This is a genomic window from Paenarthrobacter sp. MSM-2-10-13 (assembly GCF_011605365.1).
GTDB lineage: Bacteria > Actinomycetota > Actinomycetes > Actinomycetales > Micrococcaceae > Arthrobacter.
The window spans coordinates 50,418-67,309 of record NZ_JAAOXO010000007.1; the positions used below are offsets into that span (position 1 = coordinate 50,418).

The 16,892-nt window shown below is 63.9% G+C and carries 15 protein-coding genes and 1 pseudogene; 5 read left to right on the forward strand and 11 right to left on the reverse strand.

The genetic code is table 11. The features are described 5' to 3' along the window. Positions 1-52 precede the first annotated feature (52 nt). The 5 genes from HAV21_RS14240 to xylA form a co-directional block, all read right to left on the reverse strand. On the reverse strand, positions 53-760 hold the full coding sequence (locus HAV21_RS14240) for an L-ribulose-5-phosphate 4-epimerase (protein ID WP_142937718.1): 708 nt from the start codon (positions 758-760) through the stop codon (positions 53-55). Further along, positions 757-2,487: a ribulokinase gene (gene araB, locus HAV21_RS14245; protein ID WP_166842169.1), complete on the reverse strand. Its 1,731-nt coding sequence runs from the start codon at positions 2,485-2,487 to the stop codon at positions 757-759. The genes HAV21_RS14240 and araB overlap by 4 nt, the downstream gene beginning before the upstream one ends. A 227-nt stretch (positions 2,488-2,714) precedes the next feature. Beyond that, a complete protein-coding gene (locus HAV21_RS14250; RefSeq protein ID WP_166842279.1) occupies positions 2,715-3,698 on the reverse strand; it encodes a LacI family DNA-binding transcriptional regulator in 984 nt (327 codons plus the stop codon). 67 nt (positions 3,699-3,765) lie between these two features. Continuing rightward, positions 3,766-5,196, reverse strand: a complete 1,431-nt coding sequence (locus HAV21_RS14255; RefSeq protein ID WP_166842170.1) for an FGGY-family carbohydrate kinase — start codon at positions 5,194-5,196, stop codon at positions 3,766-3,768. 90 nt (positions 5,197-5,286) lie between these two features. Continuing rightward, positions 5,287-6,474, reverse strand: coding sequence for a xylose isomerase (xylA, locus tag HAV21_RS14260; RefSeq protein WP_142937721.1), 1,188 nt, complete (start codon positions 6,472-6,474; stop codon positions 5,287-5,289). A gap of 82 nt (positions 6,475-6,556) precedes the next feature. On the opposite strand from xylA, the gene HAV21_RS14265 reads away from it, so the two are divergent. The 3 genes from HAV21_RS14265 (at position 6,557) to HAV21_RS14275 (ending at position 9,266) form a co-directional block, all read left to right on the forward strand. Continuing rightward, on the forward strand, positions 6,557-7,825 hold the full coding sequence (locus HAV21_RS14265) for an ROK family transcriptional regulator (protein ID WP_166842171.1): 1,269 nt from the start codon (positions 6,557-6,559) through the stop codon (positions 7,823-7,825). 131 nt (positions 7,826-7,956) lie between these two features. Next, positions 7,957-9,036: a YihY/virulence factor BrkB family protein gene (locus tag HAV21_RS14270; protein WP_166842172.1), complete on the forward strand. Its 1,080-nt coding sequence runs from the start codon at positions 7,957-7,959 to the stop codon at positions 9,034-9,036. Between the two features lie 5 nt (positions 9,037-9,041). Then, entirely contained in the window at positions 9,042-9,266 is a 225-nt protein-coding gene (locus tag HAV21_RS14275) for a hypothetical protein (RefSeq protein ID WP_166842173.1), read from the forward strand. Positions 9,267-9,270: 4 nt separating this feature from the next. Here HAV21_RS14275 and HAV21_RS14280 read toward each other — a convergent pair whose 3' ends face one another. The 4 genes from HAV21_RS14280 to HAV21_RS14295 form a co-directional block, all read right to left on the reverse strand. Next, on the reverse strand, positions 9,271-9,444 hold the full coding sequence (locus HAV21_RS14280; RefSeq protein WP_165450167.1) for a hypothetical protein: 174 nt from the start codon (positions 9,442-9,444) through the stop codon (positions 9,271-9,273). A gap of 236 nt (positions 9,445-9,680) precedes the next feature. Continuing rightward, a complete protein-coding gene (locus HAV21_RS14285; protein ID WP_166842174.1) occupies positions 9,681-10,523 on the reverse strand; it encodes a sugar phosphate isomerase/epimerase family protein in 843 nt (280 codons plus the stop codon). Continuing rightward, entirely contained in the window at positions 10,520-11,734 is a 1,215-nt protein-coding gene (locus tag HAV21_RS14290) for a dihydrodipicolinate synthase family protein (protein ID WP_166842175.1), read from the reverse strand. The genes HAV21_RS14285 and HAV21_RS14290 overlap by 4 nt, the downstream gene beginning before the upstream one ends. After that, on the reverse strand, positions 11,734-12,903 hold the full coding sequence (locus HAV21_RS14295; protein WP_166842176.1) for a Gfo/Idh/MocA family oxidoreductase: 1,170 nt from the start codon (positions 12,901-12,903) through the stop codon (positions 11,734-11,736). Before HAV21_RS14295 ends, HAV21_RS14290 begins: the two co-directional genes overlap by 1 nt. 195 nt (positions 12,904-13,098) lie before the next feature. On the opposite strand from HAV21_RS14295, the gene HAV21_RS14300 reads away from it, so the two are divergent. Next, positions 13,099-14,136, forward strand: a complete 1,038-nt coding sequence (locus tag HAV21_RS14300; protein WP_166842177.1) for a LacI family DNA-binding transcriptional regulator — start codon at positions 13,099-13,101, stop codon at positions 14,134-14,136. Then, positions 14,133-14,884: pseudogene (locus tag HAV21_RS14305) on the forward strand (alpha/beta hydrolase). Before HAV21_RS14300 ends, HAV21_RS14305 begins: the two are co-directional and overlap by 4 nt. An 11-nt stretch (positions 14,885-14,895) precedes the next feature. On the opposite strand, the gene HAV21_RS14310 reads toward HAV21_RS14305, so the two are convergent. Then, complete coding sequence (locus tag HAV21_RS14310) at positions 14,896-15,669, reverse strand: sugar phosphate isomerase/epimerase (RefSeq protein ID WP_166842178.1); 774 nt, start codon at positions 15,667-15,669, stop codon at positions 14,896-14,898. A 258-nt stretch (positions 15,670-15,927) separates the two neighbouring features. Beyond that, positions 15,928-16,782, reverse strand: a complete 855-nt coding sequence (locus HAV21_RS14315) for a LysR substrate-binding domain-containing protein (protein ID WP_166842179.1) — start codon at positions 16,780-16,782, stop codon at positions 15,928-15,930. Between the last annotated feature and the right edge of the window lie 110 nt (positions 16,783-16,892).

The window sequence follows — 16,892 nt, forward strand, 5'->3', positions numbered from 1 at the left end:
GTGGTCCGCAGTGGCGACCGGGCTGTCCGCGGCGGCAGCCGGGTTGTCCGCTTTAGCGGCCGTAAACGTTCTGGTATCGGTTGTAGAGGGAGTCGATCTTGTCCTGGTCAATGGGCAACGGCTCGCCCAGCTGGCGGGAGATGTGGACCGTCCTGGCCACTTCCTCGCACATCACTGCTGCCTTGACTGCATCGCGGGCGGACTTGCCGATAGTGAAGGGACCGTGGTTCTGCATGAGCACCGCGGGGGAGCTGGAGTTCTTCAGAGTCTCCACGATTCCCTGGCCAATGGAGTCGTCGCCGATCAGCGCGAACGGTCCCACCGGAATCGATCCGCCGAATTCGTCGCCCATCATGGTCAGTACGCAGGGGATTGCCTCACCGCGTGCAGCCCAGGCCGTGGCATAGGTGGAGTGCGTGTGGACCACGCCGCCTACCTCGGGCATGTGCCGGTAGACGTACGCGTGCGCGGCGGTATCGGAGGACGGGGAGAGGTCCGGGTTGCCCCAATCCACGGTCCCCGCGCTGCCGGTGTTCATTCCCCGCACAGGTGTGCCATAAAGGTCGGTGACCACCATGAGCTCGGGTGCGAGGTCATCGTAGGAAACGCCCGACGGTTTGATCACCATGAGATCGTGCCCGGGGATGCGGCCCGAGACGTTGCCAGCGGTCCATACCACCAGTTCGTAGCGGGTCAGTTCGGCGTGCAGATCGCAGACTTCCTTGCGGACTTTGGCAATGGACTCCAAGAGCGTGCTCATGCCGAGGCTCCTTCCAGGGCGGCGGGCTGGTCGGCGTGTTGTCCGGAGCCTTGGATTGCCGCGCGCTGGATGGCCTTGAGGCGGTGCATGACGTTGTTGGTGCCGCGGCCGAAGTAATCGTGCAGAGCCTTGTATTCCTGGAAAAGGACCTCGTAGGCGGCAACGTTTTCCGGGATGGGGGTGTAGACCGCGCCGGGCGCGGCAGCCATGGACGCTGCGGCGTCGAGGATGTCCTTGTATTTCCCTGCGGCCACGGCGGCGTGGATTGCCGAGCCCAGCGCAGGACCCTGCTCCGATCCGATGGTGGAGAGCTGCAGGCCGGTGATGTCGGCGTACACCTGCATCAGGAACTTGTTCTTCAGGAGCCCGCCGGCCACGATGAACTCCTTGACCGGGACGCCGGAATCGCAGAACGCGTCCACAATGGTGCGTGTGCCGAAGGCTGTGGCTTCCAGGAGTGCCCGGTAGGTGTCCTCCGGTTTGGTGGCCAAGGTCTGGCCTACCACTACGCCGGAAAGTTCATGGTCCACCAGCACTGAGCGGTTGCCCGAGTGCCAGTCCAAGGCGATCAGTCCATGCTCGCCGATTGCCTGCTTTTCCGCGAGTTCGGTGAGGTATTCGTGGATGCCCAGGCCCTTGTCCTTGGCGGCTTGGTGGTATTCCGGCGGGACGCCGTTCTTGGTGAACCAACCGAAGATGTCGCCTACGCCGGACTGGCCTGCTTCGTAACCCCAGAGGCCATCCACAATGCCGCCGTCCACTACTCCGCACATGCCCGGGACTTCGCGGAGAACGTCGCCATTCATGACGTGGCAGGTGGAGGTGCCCATGATCGCGACGAGCTGCCCTGGTTCAACGGCGTTTGCGGCGGGTGCGCTGACGTGGGCATCAACATTTCCCACAGCCACTGCGATTCCCGCAGGAAGCCCGGTCCAGGCCGCTGCTTCTTCCGTGAGGTAGCCGGCGGCATCTCCCAAGCGGCCGATGGTGTGTTCAAGCTTTTGGGACACAAAGTCTTTGAAGTCCGGGTTAAGCGCAGCCAGGAAGTCCCGGGAGGGGTACTTTCCGTCCTGGTAGATGCCCTTGTACCCGGCGGTGCAGGCGTTGCGGACGTAGCTGCCGCAGAGCTGCCAAACGATCCAGTCGGCGGCCTCAACCCAGTGGTCCATGGCGCCGTAGACTTCCGGATCTTCCTCGAGGAGCTGCAGCCCCTTGGCGAACTCCCATTCGGAGGAGATCAGGCCGCCGTAGCGGGGAAGCCATGATTCGCGCCGTTCTTCGGCGAGCTGGTTGATGCGGTCGGCCTGTGGCTGGGCTGCGTGGTGGCGCCACAGTTTGACGAAGGCGTGCGGGCGATCCGCGAAGCGTTCCAGTTCGTTCAGCGGCGTGCCGTCCGCCGTCGTCGGAACCATGGTGCAAGCGGTGAAGTCGGTGGCGATGCCCACCACATTTTCCGGGTTGATTCCGGCGTCGGCGACGGCGGACGGGACAGCGTTGCGCAGGACGTCGCGGTAGTCGTTGGGTACTTGGAGGGCCCAGTCGGCAGGGAGTCGCTGTCCGCTGCCGGGGAGTGTTTCCGACACGACAGCGTGCGGGTATTCAAAGACGCCGCTGCCGATCTCGGCGCCGTCAGAAACGCGCACCACGACGGCGCGGCCGGACAGGGTTCCATAGTCCACGCCAATGACGAACTGCTCGTCCAGCGGGAGGTTTTCAGAGGTATTCATGGGGTCTCCATCCGGCTGGCCTGGGCCTCATTGCCGGGGGTAGGGGTGGAAAACTGAAGAAGGTCTGATGCAATTGTTAGCGCTCACAACTTTGATGTCAAGAGCGGGCCGCGCGGAATGGGTCCTTCTGAAGAAGTTAGTGGCTGGCGCACCCAAGTACGTAGCAGCTGAGCACGTTTAGAGTCCTCAAAACGTGCTCAGCTGCTATTTAGTTGGGAGGGGGATGCCTAGCTGGCTGCTTGGGCCGTGGTGGATCGGACCACCAGCCGCGGCGCCACCGTGGCAGGCGTGCCCGTGGCGCCGCTCTCCAGCCGATCCAACAGCAAGCCAATGCATCGCCGGCCGAGCTCCTCGAAATCCTGCGCCACGGTGGTCAGTGGAGGTATGAAATATGCCGACTCCGGTTGGTCGTCAAAGCCCACTACGCTGAGGTCGCCGGGGACCTGAACCCCTGTTTCATGGAACGCGCGCAGGACGCCAAGAGCCATCTGGTCATTAGCGACGAAGAGGGCGGTCACGGAACGGTCAGCCGCAATCTTCAGGCCTTCCCTGTAACCACATTCGGCGCTCCAGTCGCCCTCGATCAGTGTGGCTGGCTCTAGGCCGGCCTGAGTCAGTGCATCCTGCCAGCCCTCGATGCGGGCTGCTGCGTCAATCCAATCGGACGGCCCGGACAAGTGGCCGATCTGAGTGTGGCCGAGGTCCAAAAGGTGCTGGACCGCGAGCCGTGCCCCCTGCTTCTGATCGACCGTGGCGCCGCTGAGGTGTTCGTCGCCCACTGACCCCACGGCCACCAGCGGAACCTGGGCGGTGACATCGCGGAGGACGTCGAACGTACCCGGGTGGGGAACAGTGACCACGATGCCATCTACGCCTTGGTCCATGAAGTGGGCAATAGCGTCCTTGATGGTCTCCGGGGTGACTTCCCGCAAACCGGCCACGCTCACAAAATAGCCCGCATCCCGGGCGGCTTGCTGCACACCAAGGAGGGTGTGAGACGGCCCGTACTGTGCCATTTCGCTGCCGAGCACGCCAATGGTCTGGGAACGCCGCGTCACCAGGCTGCGAGCAGCCGTATTTCGTCGGTAGCCCAGCTCGGTGATTGCCTGTTCCACGCGCTCGCGGGTCTTGGAACTCACGTTGGGGTGGTTGTTCAGAACGCGCGACACGGTTTGATGCGAGACGCCTGCCACGCGGGCCACATCCTCCATGACAGGAGGTCGCTGATGTGCAGATTGTTCAATGCTCACCCTGTCACGATAGAGCACCGGTGTGGGATCAGCCTTTCGCGACCCCCGCGGCGTAAAGCCGGTACCGGGCCAGGAACCCAGGAACTCCGGAAGCACTCTGCGGTGTCAGCTCCCGCCCTTCAAGCTTCCAGCCCGGGAGCTGACCGGTGAGAACGCCTGCGGCCTGCCTGGCAGCGCCATCGGCCACGTACTCGCCGGGCCTTGGGACGAAGACAGGCAAGCCGAAAGTTGAGGCTGCAATCTGTTGGACGGCGTCTGATTGCGCTCCGCCGCCAATCAGAATGATGCGCTGGGCAGAGACACTCTGCGCCTGCAGAGCAGCCAGCCCGTCGGCCAAGGAACACAGCACACCCTCAATGGCTGCCCGGGCCATGTTGGCTGGAGTGTAGTTGGAGACGGTGATGCCGTGGAGCGATCCCGTGGCATCGGGCAGGTTGGGTGTCCGCTCCCCGTCGAAGTACGGGACGAGGGTCAGCCCGTCGGCGCCTTCCGGAGCTGACAGGGCCAGGTTGCCGAGTTCCGTTAGGGTCACTCCCAGAAGTGCAGCTGTCGCGTCGAAGATCCGGGTCGCATTGAGCGTGCAGGCCAGCGGAAGGTAGTTGCCGGTCGCATCCGCGAAGCTTGCCACGAGTCCGCTGGCATCATGAGAGGGAACATCTGATACCGCGAACACCGTCCCCGATGTTCCGATCGAAATGACAACGTCCCCGACGGCGGCGTTGACGCCCAGCCCTGCTGCGGCGTTGTCTCCCGCACCCGGGCCGATCAACGCGCCCGTGGGAGTCTTGCCCGCCGCTTCCAAAGGCCCGACGACGGTTGGCAGCACCGGGACGTGGCCCAGCGTGCGTTCCAGGACTGCGGGTAAGTACTCCCCAGTGGTTGCCGAAAAGTAGCCTGTGCCGGAGGCGTCGGAACGGTCGGTGCGGAGGAGCTCCAACGATGCCGGGCCGGTTCCGGGTCCGTGACCCGCCAAACGCCAAGACAGCCAATCATGCGGAAGGCACACCGCAGCCGTACGTTGGGCATTGGCGGGTTCGTTCCCTGCGAGCCAGCGAAGCTTGGTGGCGGTCAGGGATGCTACGGGAACTGTGCCTGTGGTGGAGGCCCAATATGCGGCCCCGGCGGCGGCATCGCCACCACCGGCCTCAAGGATTAATTCCTCTGCGTCGGGCGCCGAACGGGTATCGTTCCACAGCAAGGCCGGTCGGACGACGTTGCCGTAGTCGTCCAAGCACACCATGCCGTGCTGTTGTCCACCGATGGAGACGGCATCGACGTCGTCAAGGCCGCCTGCCTGGCTGATCGCGTCCTGCAGGGCTGTCCACCAGTGATCCGGGTGGACTTCGGTGCCGTCAGGGTGGGAGGCCCTGCCCTGGCGCACCAAGGTACCGGTGACGGAGTCCCGGATGATCACTTTGCAGGACTGGGTTGAGCTATCGATCCCGGCTACGAGAGGCATGCGTTAATCCTTTTGGGGTCCGCCGCCAAGCCGTTCCGTGAGTGAATTCCGGAACGACCTGGCGGCGGGATATCAGTGTGGTGGTCTGATTTAGCGGGCGCCGAGCAGGTGCTCGATGGCCAGCTGGTTGAGGCGGACGAAAGCGAACGAGCGTTCGGCGGCCTTGTCGGCGTCGAACGTCTCGAAGGCGCTGGCGTCAGCGAGCAGGTCCGCCGTGGTTTCGCCGGCGTTCAACGTCGGCTCACCCAGCTCGAACACGCCCGACGTAGCAAGTGCCTCCTGAACGTCTGGATCAGCGCGGAAGGCCAAAGCGCGTTCCTTCAGCAAGAGGTACATGGACATGTTGGACTTGGCCGATTCCCACACGCCGTCGTAGCCGTCGGTACGTGAGGGCTTGTAATCAAAGTGGCGGGGGCCATCGTATTTTGGTCCGCCGTTGGGGAAGCCGTTCTCCAGCAGGTCCACCGTGAAGAAGGCGCTGGTGAGGTCGCCGTGGCCGAAAACGAGGTCTTGGTCGTACTTGATGCCGCGCTGGCCATTGAGGTCAATGTGGAAGAGCTTGCCCGCCCACAGGGCCTGGGCGATGCCGTGGGTGAAGTTCAGCCCCGCCATCTGTTCGTGGCCGGTCTCCGGGTTGAGGCCCACGATGTCGCCATGCTCGAGCTGCGCGATGAACGCCAGGCCGTGGCCGACCGTGGGGAGGAAGATGTCGCCGCGGGGTTCGTTCGGCTTGGGCTCGAGCGCGATCCGGAGGCCGTAGCCCTTTTCCTTGATATACCCGGCTGCGGTGTCCACGCCTTCCTTCATGCGGTCCAGCGCTGCGGAGAGGTCCTTGGAGCCGTCGTATTCGCTGCCTTCACGGCCGCCCCACATCACGAAAGTTTCTGCGCCAAGCTCTGCGGCGAGGTCAATGTTCCGGAGGATCTTGCTGAGGGCAAAGCGGCGGATGGAGCGATCGTTCGACGTGAAACCGCCGTCCTTAAATACCGGGTGGCTGAAGAGGTTGGTGGTCACCATGGGCGTCTTCAGCCCGGTCTCTGCCAAGGCTGCCTTGAAGTTCTTCAGAATGAGGTCGCGCTCGGAGGCAGTGGCGTCAAAGGGGATCAGATCATTGTCGTGGAAAGTGATGCCGTAAGCGCCCAGCTCGCTGAGTTTATGCACGGCTTCCACAGGGTCCAGTGCCGGACGGGTGGCCACGCCGAAGGGATCGGCGCCGGTCCATCCGACAGTCCAGAGGCCAAAGGTGAAGCGGTCCTGCGGGGTGGGCTGCGGGGTCATATTTGCTCCTTTGCAAAGCACTGGGGAAGAACTTGGAGAAGTGCATTCCAATTAGTTTTCAATCTGAACTATATGGGGGATAATGGATCATGGTCAATGGAAGCCGGAAAAAAGTTCTTTGAATCTGCAGGGAGGTCCCACGCCAGTGAATGAAGCAGCCGCGCCCGGGCGTGTAGGGGACGTCCGCCGTCGAAATCTTTCGCTCGTCTTGGACTCCATCGCCCGAACCGGGGACGCCAAACCCAGCCGCGCGCAGCTCGCGGCCGGAACCGGACTCACTAAAGCCGCCGTATCCAGTCTTGTTGCCGACCTCGTGGAATCCGGGCTGGTTTCCGAGGTGGGTCTCTATCGTGACGGCGAGCGGGGTCGGCCGGGGCAGGGGCTCGAACTCAGCTCGCGCCGCGGCGTGGTGGGAATGGAAATCAACGTTGACTACCTGGCTGTTGGGCTGGTGGACCTTGGCGGAAACCTTCGGTTCCACTCAACCGTGGAGTCGCGGAACCGCGGTCTGGCTCCGGCCAAGGTTATGGAACGCCTAGGCCTCTTGACGGCTGAGGTGAAAGCCGAGGCCGCCGCCGCCAACATCGCCATCTTGGGTGGTGGCCTCGCGGTCCCGGGGCTGGTGGATGAGCAGCGCAACCTTGTCCTTTCCGCGCCTAACCTGCACTGGGAGCAAGAGGAGCTGAATCCCCGGGCCCTGCTGGAGGGCGCCCCGCTGGGTGTCAGGTTGTCCAACGAGGCCAATAGTGCTGCTCTCGGTGAGCTTTGGTATGGCACTGGCCAGCCGGACTTCCTCTACGTTTCCGGCGAAGTCGGCGTGGGCGGTGGCGTGATCATCGGCTCCGAGCTTTACACCGGGCCGGGCGGCTCTGCGGGTGAGCTCGGCCACATCGTAGTCCACCCGGATGGGCCGGGCTGCTCCTGCGGAGGCACGGGCTGCCTGGAAACGTTCGCTGGCCAGGAGGCCATTTTCGAGGCCGCCGGCATTCCTGAGGGCTCACTCGGTGCGCGTACGGAACTGCTGCTGGCGGCCTTGGCTGCCCAGGAGCCGCAGGCCACTCGGGCGGTACACGACGCCGGAAAGTATTTGGGCGTCGCGCTCGCTTCTTCTGCCCGGTTGATGGACATAGAGGCAGTAGTTCTCGGCGGACACTTTGCGGTCCTGGCGGAATGGCTCAAACCGGCGCTGCTGACCAGCTTGGACCGTTATGCGCCCGGCCTGCTTGATCCGGGCAACCTGACGGTTTCGGCCCTGGAGCACTCCGGAACCCTTCTTGGTGCTGCGGGCCAGGTGATCCGGTCCGTTATTGAGTCGCCGTTCGAGTTCCTGCTGGCGAGCAAGCTAGCCTGAGCGGGGGTGCCTGGGCCGCGTTTGCGATCGCTGGCGATAAAACGGCGTGGGTCCTTCCGAATGAATCATCAGCATGCTTACTATTGATGGATCAGTTGTTCGCGCAAACTACCCCCACGGACGAGTGCCCCATGACTTCACAAGACTCAGCCCACACCAGTACCGCCAAGGCGCAGACCGCTCCCTCTCCGGAGGATTCGCGTAAGCCGGACAGTCCCAACGATCTCGCCAAGCCCACATGGATGTACATCGCCAAGCGGACGCTCCGGGAGTTCACCAAGGATCAATGCCCTGACGCGGCGGCCGGCCTAACGTACTACGCCGTCCTCTCCTTGTTTCCAGCGCTCCTGGCGCTGGTCTCCCTCATTGGCATCTTCGGAGACGCCGGCAAGACAACGTCATCACTGTTGGATATTGTGCAGCAGTTCGCGCCGGGGCCGGGCGTTGACGCCATGCGCCAGCCGATCGAGGAACTGACTCAGTCCAACACGGCCGGGCTCGCCCTGGTTTTCGGTATCTTGGTAGCGCTCTGGTCCGCCTCGGGCTACGTCACCGCCTTCAGTCGAGCAATGAACCGGGTTTACGAAGTGGACGAAGGCCGCGGCTTCATCAAGCTGCGGGGCACCATGCTCGCCGTCACCGTCGTCGCCGTCGTGGGTGCAGCGCTCGCCGCTGCCATGCTGGTCCTGAGCGGACCCGTGGCGGAGGCCATCGGCGGTGCCATCGGGTTGTCCGAAACCTTCTTGACCGTATGGAATATCGCCAAATGGCCGGTCCTCATAGTTATTGTGGTCGCGATCATTGCCGTGCTCTACTACTTCACGCCCAACGTCAAGCAGCCCAAGTTTCGCTGGATGAGCATGGGCTCTCTCATTGCCTTGGTGATTTTCGCCCTTGCCTCGCTGGGCTTCGGTTTCTACGTTGCCAACTTCAGCAACTACAACAAGACGTACGGTGCCCTCGCGGGCGTCATCATCATGCTGCTGTGGCTCTGGATCCTCAACATGTCCTTGCTGTTCGGCGCCGAGTTCGACGCCGAAATGGAGCGCGGCCGCCAACTCCAGGGCGGCATTGAGGCCGAGGAGAGCATTCAACTCCCGCCGCGCGATACCAAGAAGAGCGACAAAATGCAGGAAAAGGAAGACCAAGTCATCCGGGACGGCGAAGAAATCCGTGAAACCCACGGCGACGAGCCCCGGACAGGCAAGTAACCCGAATGGAGACTCCCGCCGCAAGCACTGACATGCGCAGCAAGAAGCTCAAAGCCATCAAGAACGGCGACAGCGTCCGGATCAGTGGTGAGGTTTTCCAGGTCGACTCAATCGAACCCCAAGAGGGCTCGCGGAACATCAGGTTGGAATTGACAGCGCCCGACGGCGGCTCGGTCACCTTGATCGGCCGGCCGAAAGCCCGCATGCAGCTGACTGCTCGAGCTTCATGAGCGATCAGGCCTCGGCGGGGAAACCCTGATCGGCGTCATCCCACCAGCCCTCCCAGGCGCTGGAGGTCAGGCGTTCGGTGGCGACAGCAGGGGCGTGTTCGCTGGCGGAATCGCCGGACGGCCCGCTGTGGCTGCCGCTGGCGTCGAGGAAAAAGGTCAGTGTCTTCAAGAGCATCATGGTGGTGTCCTTTCAGGGGTTTCGTGGACGTCTTTGTCCAGGTAAAACCAGCGTAGGTGCCCATTGTTTCCTCCCATCGACGCCATGTTTCAGCTGTGTACCACTTATCTCACCTGCGCGTTCGAGGACTTTTAGCTGACACAAAAGCGGGCCCCTGCCGTGACCTTGGCAGGAGCCCGCTGGCTTTGGAGCGATCCTCCCGCGGAACTTAGGGCATCCGCGGGAGGACCACGTTGTTAGGCGAACGGGAGGACGAGCTCCGCGTAGCGCTGCTTCATGGTTTCCAGGACTGCGTCGCCATCGGCGTCCCAGATTTCCTGGTTGAAGATCTCTACCTCGATGTCGCCCTTGTACCCGGCGTCCCTGACCCAGGTGCCGATGGTGGCGAAGTCGATGACGCCGTCGCCCATCATGCCGCGGGACAACAGCGCGTCCGCAGCGATGGGCAGGTTGAAGTCGCACACCTGGTACGAGGCAATGCGGTTCTCGCGGCCGGCACGTTCGATCTGCGCTTTCAGTTCCGGGTCCCACCAGACGTGGAAGGTGTCGACGGCGACGCCGACAGCCTTTGCGTCGTAGGGCGCCGCAAGGTCAAGTGCCTGGCCAAGGGTGGAGATCAGTGCGCGGTCCGCGGCGTACATCGGGTGCAGTGGTTCCAGCACCAGGCGGACGCCGTTTTCGGAGGCGAAGGGAACCAGTTCCTGGAGCCGGTCCGCCACGCGCTGGCGTGCAGCGACGACGTCCTTCTCTCCGGGAGCAAGCCCGCCAACCACCAGGAACAGTTCCTGGGTGTCCAGCGCTACTGCTTCGCGGACGGCTTCGAAATTGTCAGCCAGAGCTGCGGCCTGTCCCTCGGCATCGGCTGCGGTGAGGAAGCCACCGCGGCAGAGCGAGGAAACACGCAGACCGGCGTCCTTGATGAGCTTGGCGGCCTTGTCCAGTCCGGCCTCGGCCACGCGGTCGCGCCACGGCCCGATCGCGGGGATGCCGGCGCGGGCGCAACCGTCAACGGCTTCGGCCAGGGTCCATTTTTTGGTGGTGGCGCTGTTCAGGGAGAGTCGCGAGAAATCGGAGCTCATGCGCCCACCCCGTTGATCCGCAGGAAGTCAGACATCCGGAACGCGGCCAGCGACGGATCCTTCAGCAAGCCGGCTTGGTCTGCCAGTTCGAAGGTCTTGGCCAAGTGCAGCACCGAACGGCCGGAGTGCAGGCCGCCCACCATCTGGAAGCCGGGCTGCTTGCCGTTGAGCCAGGACATGAAGGCGATGCCCGTCTTGTAGTAGAACGTGGGGGCGCTGAAGATGTGCTTTCCGAGCTCACGGGTGGAGTCCAGGATGGCGCGCCCTTCGGCGCCCTGACCGGCGTCGTACTTCTGCAACGCTACCGAAGCGGCCGGGTAGATCGCCGCGAAGATGCCCAGAAGGGCGTCCGAGTGGTGCGTTTGGTCGCCGTCGATCAGTTCCGGGTAGTTGAAGTCGTCGCCGGTGTAGAGGCGGACGCCTTCCGGCAGGTTGGCGCGGAGGGCGACCTCGTGTGAGGCGTCCAGCAGCGAAACCTTCACGCCGTCAACCTTGTCCGAGTGTTCGCGGATCAGGCTGAGGAACGTTTCGGTGGCAACGGAGACGTCATCGGAGCCCCAGTAGCCTGCCAGCGCGGGGTCGAACATGGTGCCCAGCCAGTGCAGGATGACGGGCTGGTCCACTTCCTGCAGGAGTGTCGAGTAGACGTGCAGGTAGTCGTCGGCGCCGTTGGCAACCTTGGCCAGGGCGCGGGATGCCATGAGGATGACCTTGGGACCGGCCTCACTGACCACCGCGATCTGCTCGCGGTAAGCATCAATGACGGCCTGGATACCCGCTGCACCCTCGGGAAGGGCGGTGATGTCCAGCTGGTCGGTGCCGGCGCCGCAGGAAACGAGGTCCCGGACGGACTTGCCGGCGATGGCGGCGTTGCCCGCTGCCACGACGGAAGCGGCCTCGGTGCCGGTGCGCTTGATGAGCTGCTGGGTCGCGGCCCAATCCAGGCCCATGCCGCGCTGTGCGGTGTCCATGGCATCGGCAACGCCCAAGCCATAGGACCACAGCTCGTGCCGGTACGCCAGGGTGGCGTCCCAGTCAAGCTGGGCCGGGGCGCCGGGAGTGTTGTCCGCGGAGACCTCAGGGATGACGTGTGCTGCGGCGTAGGCGCGGCGGGCCGTCAAAGGAGCAGTCGGTTTGGTCCACGATGTGGCCGCCTGAAGGCGGTACTCGCGGGTGCCGCCGTCGTCGGTGGGAAGAATCAGTGACGTCATTAGAGGGTGATCTCCGGGATGTCGATGGTGCGGCGCTCAGCCGAGGACTGCAGGCCGAGTTCGGCCAGCTGCACACCGCGTGCTGCGGAAAGCAGGCCGAAGCGGTGCTCGCGACCGGCGACGACGTCGCGCAGGAATTCTTCCCACTGCAGCTTGAAGCCGTTGTCCAGTTCAGCGTTGGCGGGGACTTCCTGCCACTGGCTGCGGAAGGATTCCGTGACGGGCAGGTCCGGGTTCCAGACTGGCTTGGGGGTGTGGGCGCGCTGCTGCGCAACGCACTTGTTCAAACCGGCGACGGCGGAACCGTGCGTGCCGTCGATCTGGAACTCAACCAGTTCGTCGCGGTAGACGCGAACGGCCCAGGACGAGTTGATCTGGCCGATGACGTCGTCGCCCCCCGGGGTTTCGAGTTCGAAGATGCCGTAGGAGGCGTCGTCAGCGGTGGCCTTGTATTCCTTGCCGGCCTCGTCCCAACGTGCGGGGATGTGCGTTGCGGTCTTGGCGTTGACGCTCTTGACCTTGCCGATGATGCCTTCAAGGACGTAGTTCCAGTGGCAGAACATGTCCGTGGTCATTCCGCCGCCGTCTTCCTTGCGGTAGTTCCAAGACGGGCGCTGTGCAGCCTGGACGTCGCCTTCGAAGACCCAGTAGCCGAACTCGCCACGAATGGAAAGGATTCGGCCGAAGAAGCCTTCATCCACCAAGCGGCGGAGCTTGACCAGGCCGGGGAGGTACAGCTTGTCGTGCACTACGCCTGCGGTGACGCCGGCTTCCTTACCGATCTGTGCCAGCTCGATTGCTTCTTCCAGGGTCTCGGCCGTGGGCTTCTCGGTGAAGATGTGCTTGCCGGCGCGCATTGCCTTCTTCAGGGTGGCAGCGCGGAGGCTGGTCATGGACGCGTCGAAGATGATGTCAACGGTGGGGTCGGCAATGACGGCGTCCAGGTCGGTGGTCCACTCGGAGACCTTGTGGAGTTCGGCGAGCTCGCGGATCTTGGCTTCGTTGCGGCCAACCAGGATCGGCTCCACCTGAACCTTGGTGCCGTCTTCCAAGGTGAAGCCGCCGGCATCGCGGATGGGGAGGATGGACCGCAGCAGGTGCTGGCGGTAGCCCATACGGCCGGTGATGCCGTTCATGGCGATACGGATCGTCTTTGTTTCGAAGCCCATGTTTTCTCCAGTGCCTTGTGTGCCGGCCGCTGAGCGTTGCCGGTGCTTACTTATGTCATGTGGGAAAGCGCATTCCCGCTGCAATCGATCATGCACCATGGCGCGCCGTATTGGCAAGCGCTTTCCCACAATTCGAAGAGAACTGCCATAATTTCCTTAGCGCCAGTCCCGACGCTTGCAGAAAAGGAGGGCCCCGTGGCCGCCAGCACACTGAGTGAAGTTGCCCGTTTGGCCGGGGTCTCCCTGGCTACGGCATCCCGGGTCCTCAACGGCTCGTCCCGTAAACCAGCAGAAGACATCGCGCAACGCGTCCGCGAAGCCGCCGACAAACTGGGTTATGTTCCCAATGCGCAGGCGCAGGCGCTCGCAAAGTCCAGTTCAGGGTTGATCGGCCTTATTGTCCACGACATCGCCGATCCCTACTTCTCTGCCATCGCCCGCGGCGTCCAGGAAGCGGCCCGCCAACAGAACCGCATGGTCCTGCTGGCCAGCACATCAGGCACCCCGCACGACGAGAAGGAAGCAGTAGCTGCATTCGCTGCCCGCCGTGCCGACTCCATCGTGATCGCCGGATCGCGCTCAGTCCGCGCCGAGGACAAGCAAGGAAACAGTGAACTCGCTGCCGAACTGGACCGCTACTGCCGCAACGGCGGGCACGTGGGAGTGGTGGGTCACCCGGTAGTCGGCGCGTCCACCACCGAGGGCTACCACGTGGTGAAGGTCCCCAATGAAGAGCTCGCCGCCGGCCTGGCCGCCGAACTGGCCGCTACCCACGACGGCGAATTCCTGATCGTTGCCGGTCCAGAAGGGCTCTTCACCTCCGACGACCGGGTCCGCGGTTTCCAGCGCGGGCTTGAGGGCGCTGGGAGGCCTGCGGCTGAAGTGATCCGCACAGGATTCAACCGCGCCGGGGGATACGAAGCCGGCCTGGCTCTCGCGGACCGCATCAAAGCGTCCCAGGAACGGCTCTGCATCTTCGCCGTGAACGACGTCATGGCTATCGGAGTCACTGCGGCGCTACGGCCTGAGGGGGTGTGGATTCCCCGCGATGCCACCATCGCCGGCTTTGACGACATCGAAACCCTTCGCGACTTCCGGCCCGCTCTTTCAACGGTGCATTTGCCGCTCGAGGATATTGGACGCCTCGCCGCCGGAGATCCCGACACCCCACCTGTCAGCGGCGCGGTCAAGCTCCGCCGCAGCACTGAAACCCCGGTGGAATCGCAGGTATGACGGTGCCGCCCGTCAAGGCGCCCCAGGCACTCACGGTGATTCCCGCCGTCGGGCCTTCCGGTCTGGCGGCGCCCGCAGTTCTGGTTCTGCCCGGGGGGGCTACGCGAAAACGGCAGACCATGAAGCCGAACCTGTGGCAGAGTGGCTCGCTTCGCTGGGGATCCACGCGTTCGTGCTGCGGTATCCAGTGGCACCGCATCGGCACCCGGTGCCGTTAGCCGCCGCCAAGCAAGCCATGATCTGGATCCGCAACGGAGGGCATGGGCTGAAGGTTGATCCCTCGCGTGTGGGTGTCCTCGGGTTCTCGGCGGGTGGGCATCTTGCGGCCACATTGTCTGTGCAGGTGCCCGCGGGCGATCCTGCGCTGGACATCCGCGAGTCGGTTCCGGACCTCAGCATCCTCTGCTATCCGGTCATTTCCTTCGTCGATTCGGTGCATCAGGGATCCGTGGACAACCTGGCCGGCGAGGGGGCGGGGCCTGAAATCCTGCGGCAGCTCTCCGCCGAGCTGCACGTCACCCCGGCAACACCGCCGGCGTTCCTCTGGCACACGGCACACGACGAATCCGTTCCCGTCAGCCACAGCCTGGCCTACGCAGGAGCGCTCAGCCGAGCCGGAGTTGCCACGGAGCTGCACGTTTTTCCCAACGGTATCCACGGCATCGGCCTGGCAGCCGGAACGCCCGGTGCCGAGCAATGGACCGGGCTCTGCGCCGCGTGGCTTCGCCGGATGGGTTGGACTGCGTAGCGGTCTCCGGGCTAGTCCTCACCCAGAGTGATGGTGTGCAGGAACGCGGCGTCGTTGAGCACGTTGTCCGGGAGGTCGTCCTCCACGAATTCCAGCATGATGTCCATGTCCTTGCCGTTGCCCCGGAGGACATCGGTGACGGTCTGCCACAGCAACTTCCGATTCCGAAGCGGGAAACGCTCAGCTTCGGGGCCCCACGAGAAACAGTGCACGCCCACCAGATGCGGCAAGACTTCGTGGAGGGACTCAAGGGCCTGCTTGTCTGAAAGCCCGACGGCGGGCTGCCAGTAGGTGCCGACGTTGGCGTGGTTGACCCGGTCCAGTAGGTCGAGGGTGGTGGCGGGGGAGTCGGTGAGAGTGTTGCCGTGGTACTCGAAAGCGATGGCGACTCCGCGCGCCGCGGCAAGATCGGCAATGCGTCGGGTGTCCTGCACAACTGCGTCCCAGTGCTCCTGGCTCGCGCTGGCCGAACCCAGTTCCCCTGCCCAGACCCGAATTCTTGGAGCGCCTAAGGAGGCGGCGAGGTCCAGTGCCCGGCCGAAGTCTCCAAAGGCCCCGCAGCGGTAGTACGAGCCGAGCGATAGGACTGTCAGTCCGGCAGCCGTCGTGGCGTCCTTCGCGTGCGCGGCTGATTCTGCGTCACTGACATGGACGTCAGTACCCCACTCGATGCCGGCCAGGCCCGCATTCGAGGAAATTCGGACCACCTCGTCGATTCCGTGTGCGCGGAGGGTGACGGAACAAATGCCAGGCGTGAGGTCAGCCAGCGTGGTGAGGTCGATCATCGTCTTAGGATACCGGGAATGCGCTTACCCAGTAATGGCGTATCGCATGTCGAACACATCCGCACCCGCTCCTGCCGGCCGTGCGCACCCGCTCCCGCCGTGCGCGCCCGTTTCCGCCCCGTGCACCCGTTTACGCCCCGTGCACCCCTTGAACGCCGGCGTCGCACCCGTTTCCGCCGTGCGCAGCAGCGGTTATGGGTGCATTCGGCGTTAAGGGGTGCGCAGGTGGAACCCAGCCCGGCCAAGCCATCCGCTCCACTAGTTCGACTTGCTCAGCGTCCGGCCCATGATCGCCTGGGTGAGGGCATCGATCACTTCGGCGTTGGCCAGCGGGTTCCGGATCAGGGTGAAGTCGACGTCCCCCACTGGCGGGAGGTCGAACCGCTGGGTGATCACTTTCAGGTCCTCGGGCACCAGCGAGGCGGGCATAACCGCAACTCCAATGCCCGCGCGTACCGCAGCCAACACTCCGCTGATCTGCTTGGTGCTGCACGTGATCCGCCAGGTCCGGCCCTCGGCTTCCAGTGCATCAATAGCCAGCTTCCGGCTGAGGCTTGGCGCCGGGTAGGCGATGAGGGGGACCGGCGCTCCGGGCTCAAGAATGGTTTGCTCGACGCCCACCCACGCAAAGTTGTCGTGCCGGACTACAGTGCCTTCCTTGGCTCCGGCCACCCATTTCACGAACACCAGGTCCAGTTGCCCGGCATTGAGCCGCTTGTAGAGCTGGTCACTTTGGCTGACGGTGAGCTCCAGGTTGATTTGCGGGTACAGCTGCCGGAACTCGCGAAGGATCCGGGGAAGGCCGGTGATGGCGAGGTCGTCTGCGGTGCCAAAGCGGAGCCGCCCGCGCATGGCTGAACCGGAGAAGTAGCGGGCGGCGGAGTCGTGGGCGGCAAGGATGCTGCGGGCAAATCCGGCCATGGCGTCGCCGTTATCAGTGAGCCGGACCTCGCGCGTATCGCGGGCAACCAACACCCTCTTGGCGGAGGCCTCGAGCTTGCGGACGTGCTGGCTGACTGTGGGCTGTGCCAGCCCCAGGCGTTCTGCAGCCTTGGTGAAACTCAGCGTCTCTGCGACGGCCAAAAAGGAACGGAGCTGGACAGGTTCGAACACGTAACTCCTCAAGCGCAGGTCAGCGCCGGGCCGGAGTACTGCGCCATTGGAGAAGGCTCATTGCATTCCGCAATGCTAGTTATAGGCGCAATACGCTTCCATAATTGCTG

What these genes read in the sequence shown, in the direction of transcription:
- HAV21_RS14240 (WP_142937718.1), bottom strand. Translation starts at nt 760, where the DNA reads ATGAGCACGCTCTTGGAGTCCATTGCCAAAGTCCGCAAGGAAGTCTGC.
- araB (WP_166842169.1), bottom strand. Translation starts at nt 2,487, where the DNA reads ATGAATACCTCTGAAAACCTCCCGCTGGACGAGCAGTTCGTCATTGGC.
- HAV21_RS14250 (WP_166842279.1), bottom strand. Translation starts at nt 3,698, where the DNA reads ATGGAGGATGTGGCCCGCGTGGCAGGCGTCTCGCATCAAACCGTGTCG.
- HAV21_RS14255 (WP_166842170.1), bottom strand. Translation starts at nt 5,196, where the DNA reads ATGCCTCTCGTAGCCGGGATCGATAGCTCAACCCAGTCCTGCAAAGTG.
- xylA (WP_142937721.1), bottom strand. Translation starts at nt 6,474, where the DNA reads ATGACCCCGCAGCCCACCCCGCAGGACCGCTTCACCTTTGGCCTCTGG.
- HAV21_RS14265 (WP_166842171.1), top strand. Translation starts at nt 6,557, where the DNA reads ATGGATCATGGTCAATGGAAGCCGGAAAAAAGTTCTTTGAATCTGCAG.
- HAV21_RS14270 (WP_166842172.1), top strand. Translation starts at nt 7,957, where the DNA reads ATGACTTCACAAGACTCAGCCCACACCAGTACCGCCAAGGCGCAGACC.
- HAV21_RS14275 (WP_166842173.1), top strand. Translation starts at nt 9,042, where the DNA reads ATGGAGACTCCCGCCGCAAGCACTGACATGCGCAGCAAGAAGCTCAAA.
- HAV21_RS14280 (WP_165450167.1), bottom strand. Translation starts at nt 9,444, where the DNA reads ATGATGCTCTTGAAGACACTGACCTTTTTCCTCGACGCCAGCGGCAGC.
- HAV21_RS14285 (WP_166842174.1), bottom strand. Translation starts at nt 10,523, where the DNA reads ATGAGCTCCGATTTCTCGCGACTCTCCCTGAACAGCGCCACCACCAAA.
- HAV21_RS14290 (WP_166842175.1), bottom strand. Translation starts at nt 11,734, where the DNA reads ATGACGTCACTGATTCTTCCCACCGACGACGGCGGCACCCGCGAGTAC.
- HAV21_RS14295 (WP_166842176.1), bottom strand. Translation starts at nt 12,903, where the DNA reads ATGGGCTTCGAAACAAAGACGATCCGTATCGCCATGAACGGCATCACC.
- HAV21_RS14310 (WP_166842178.1), bottom strand. Translation starts at nt 15,669, where the DNA reads ATGATCGACCTCACCACGCTGGCTGACCTCACGCCTGGCATTTGTTCC.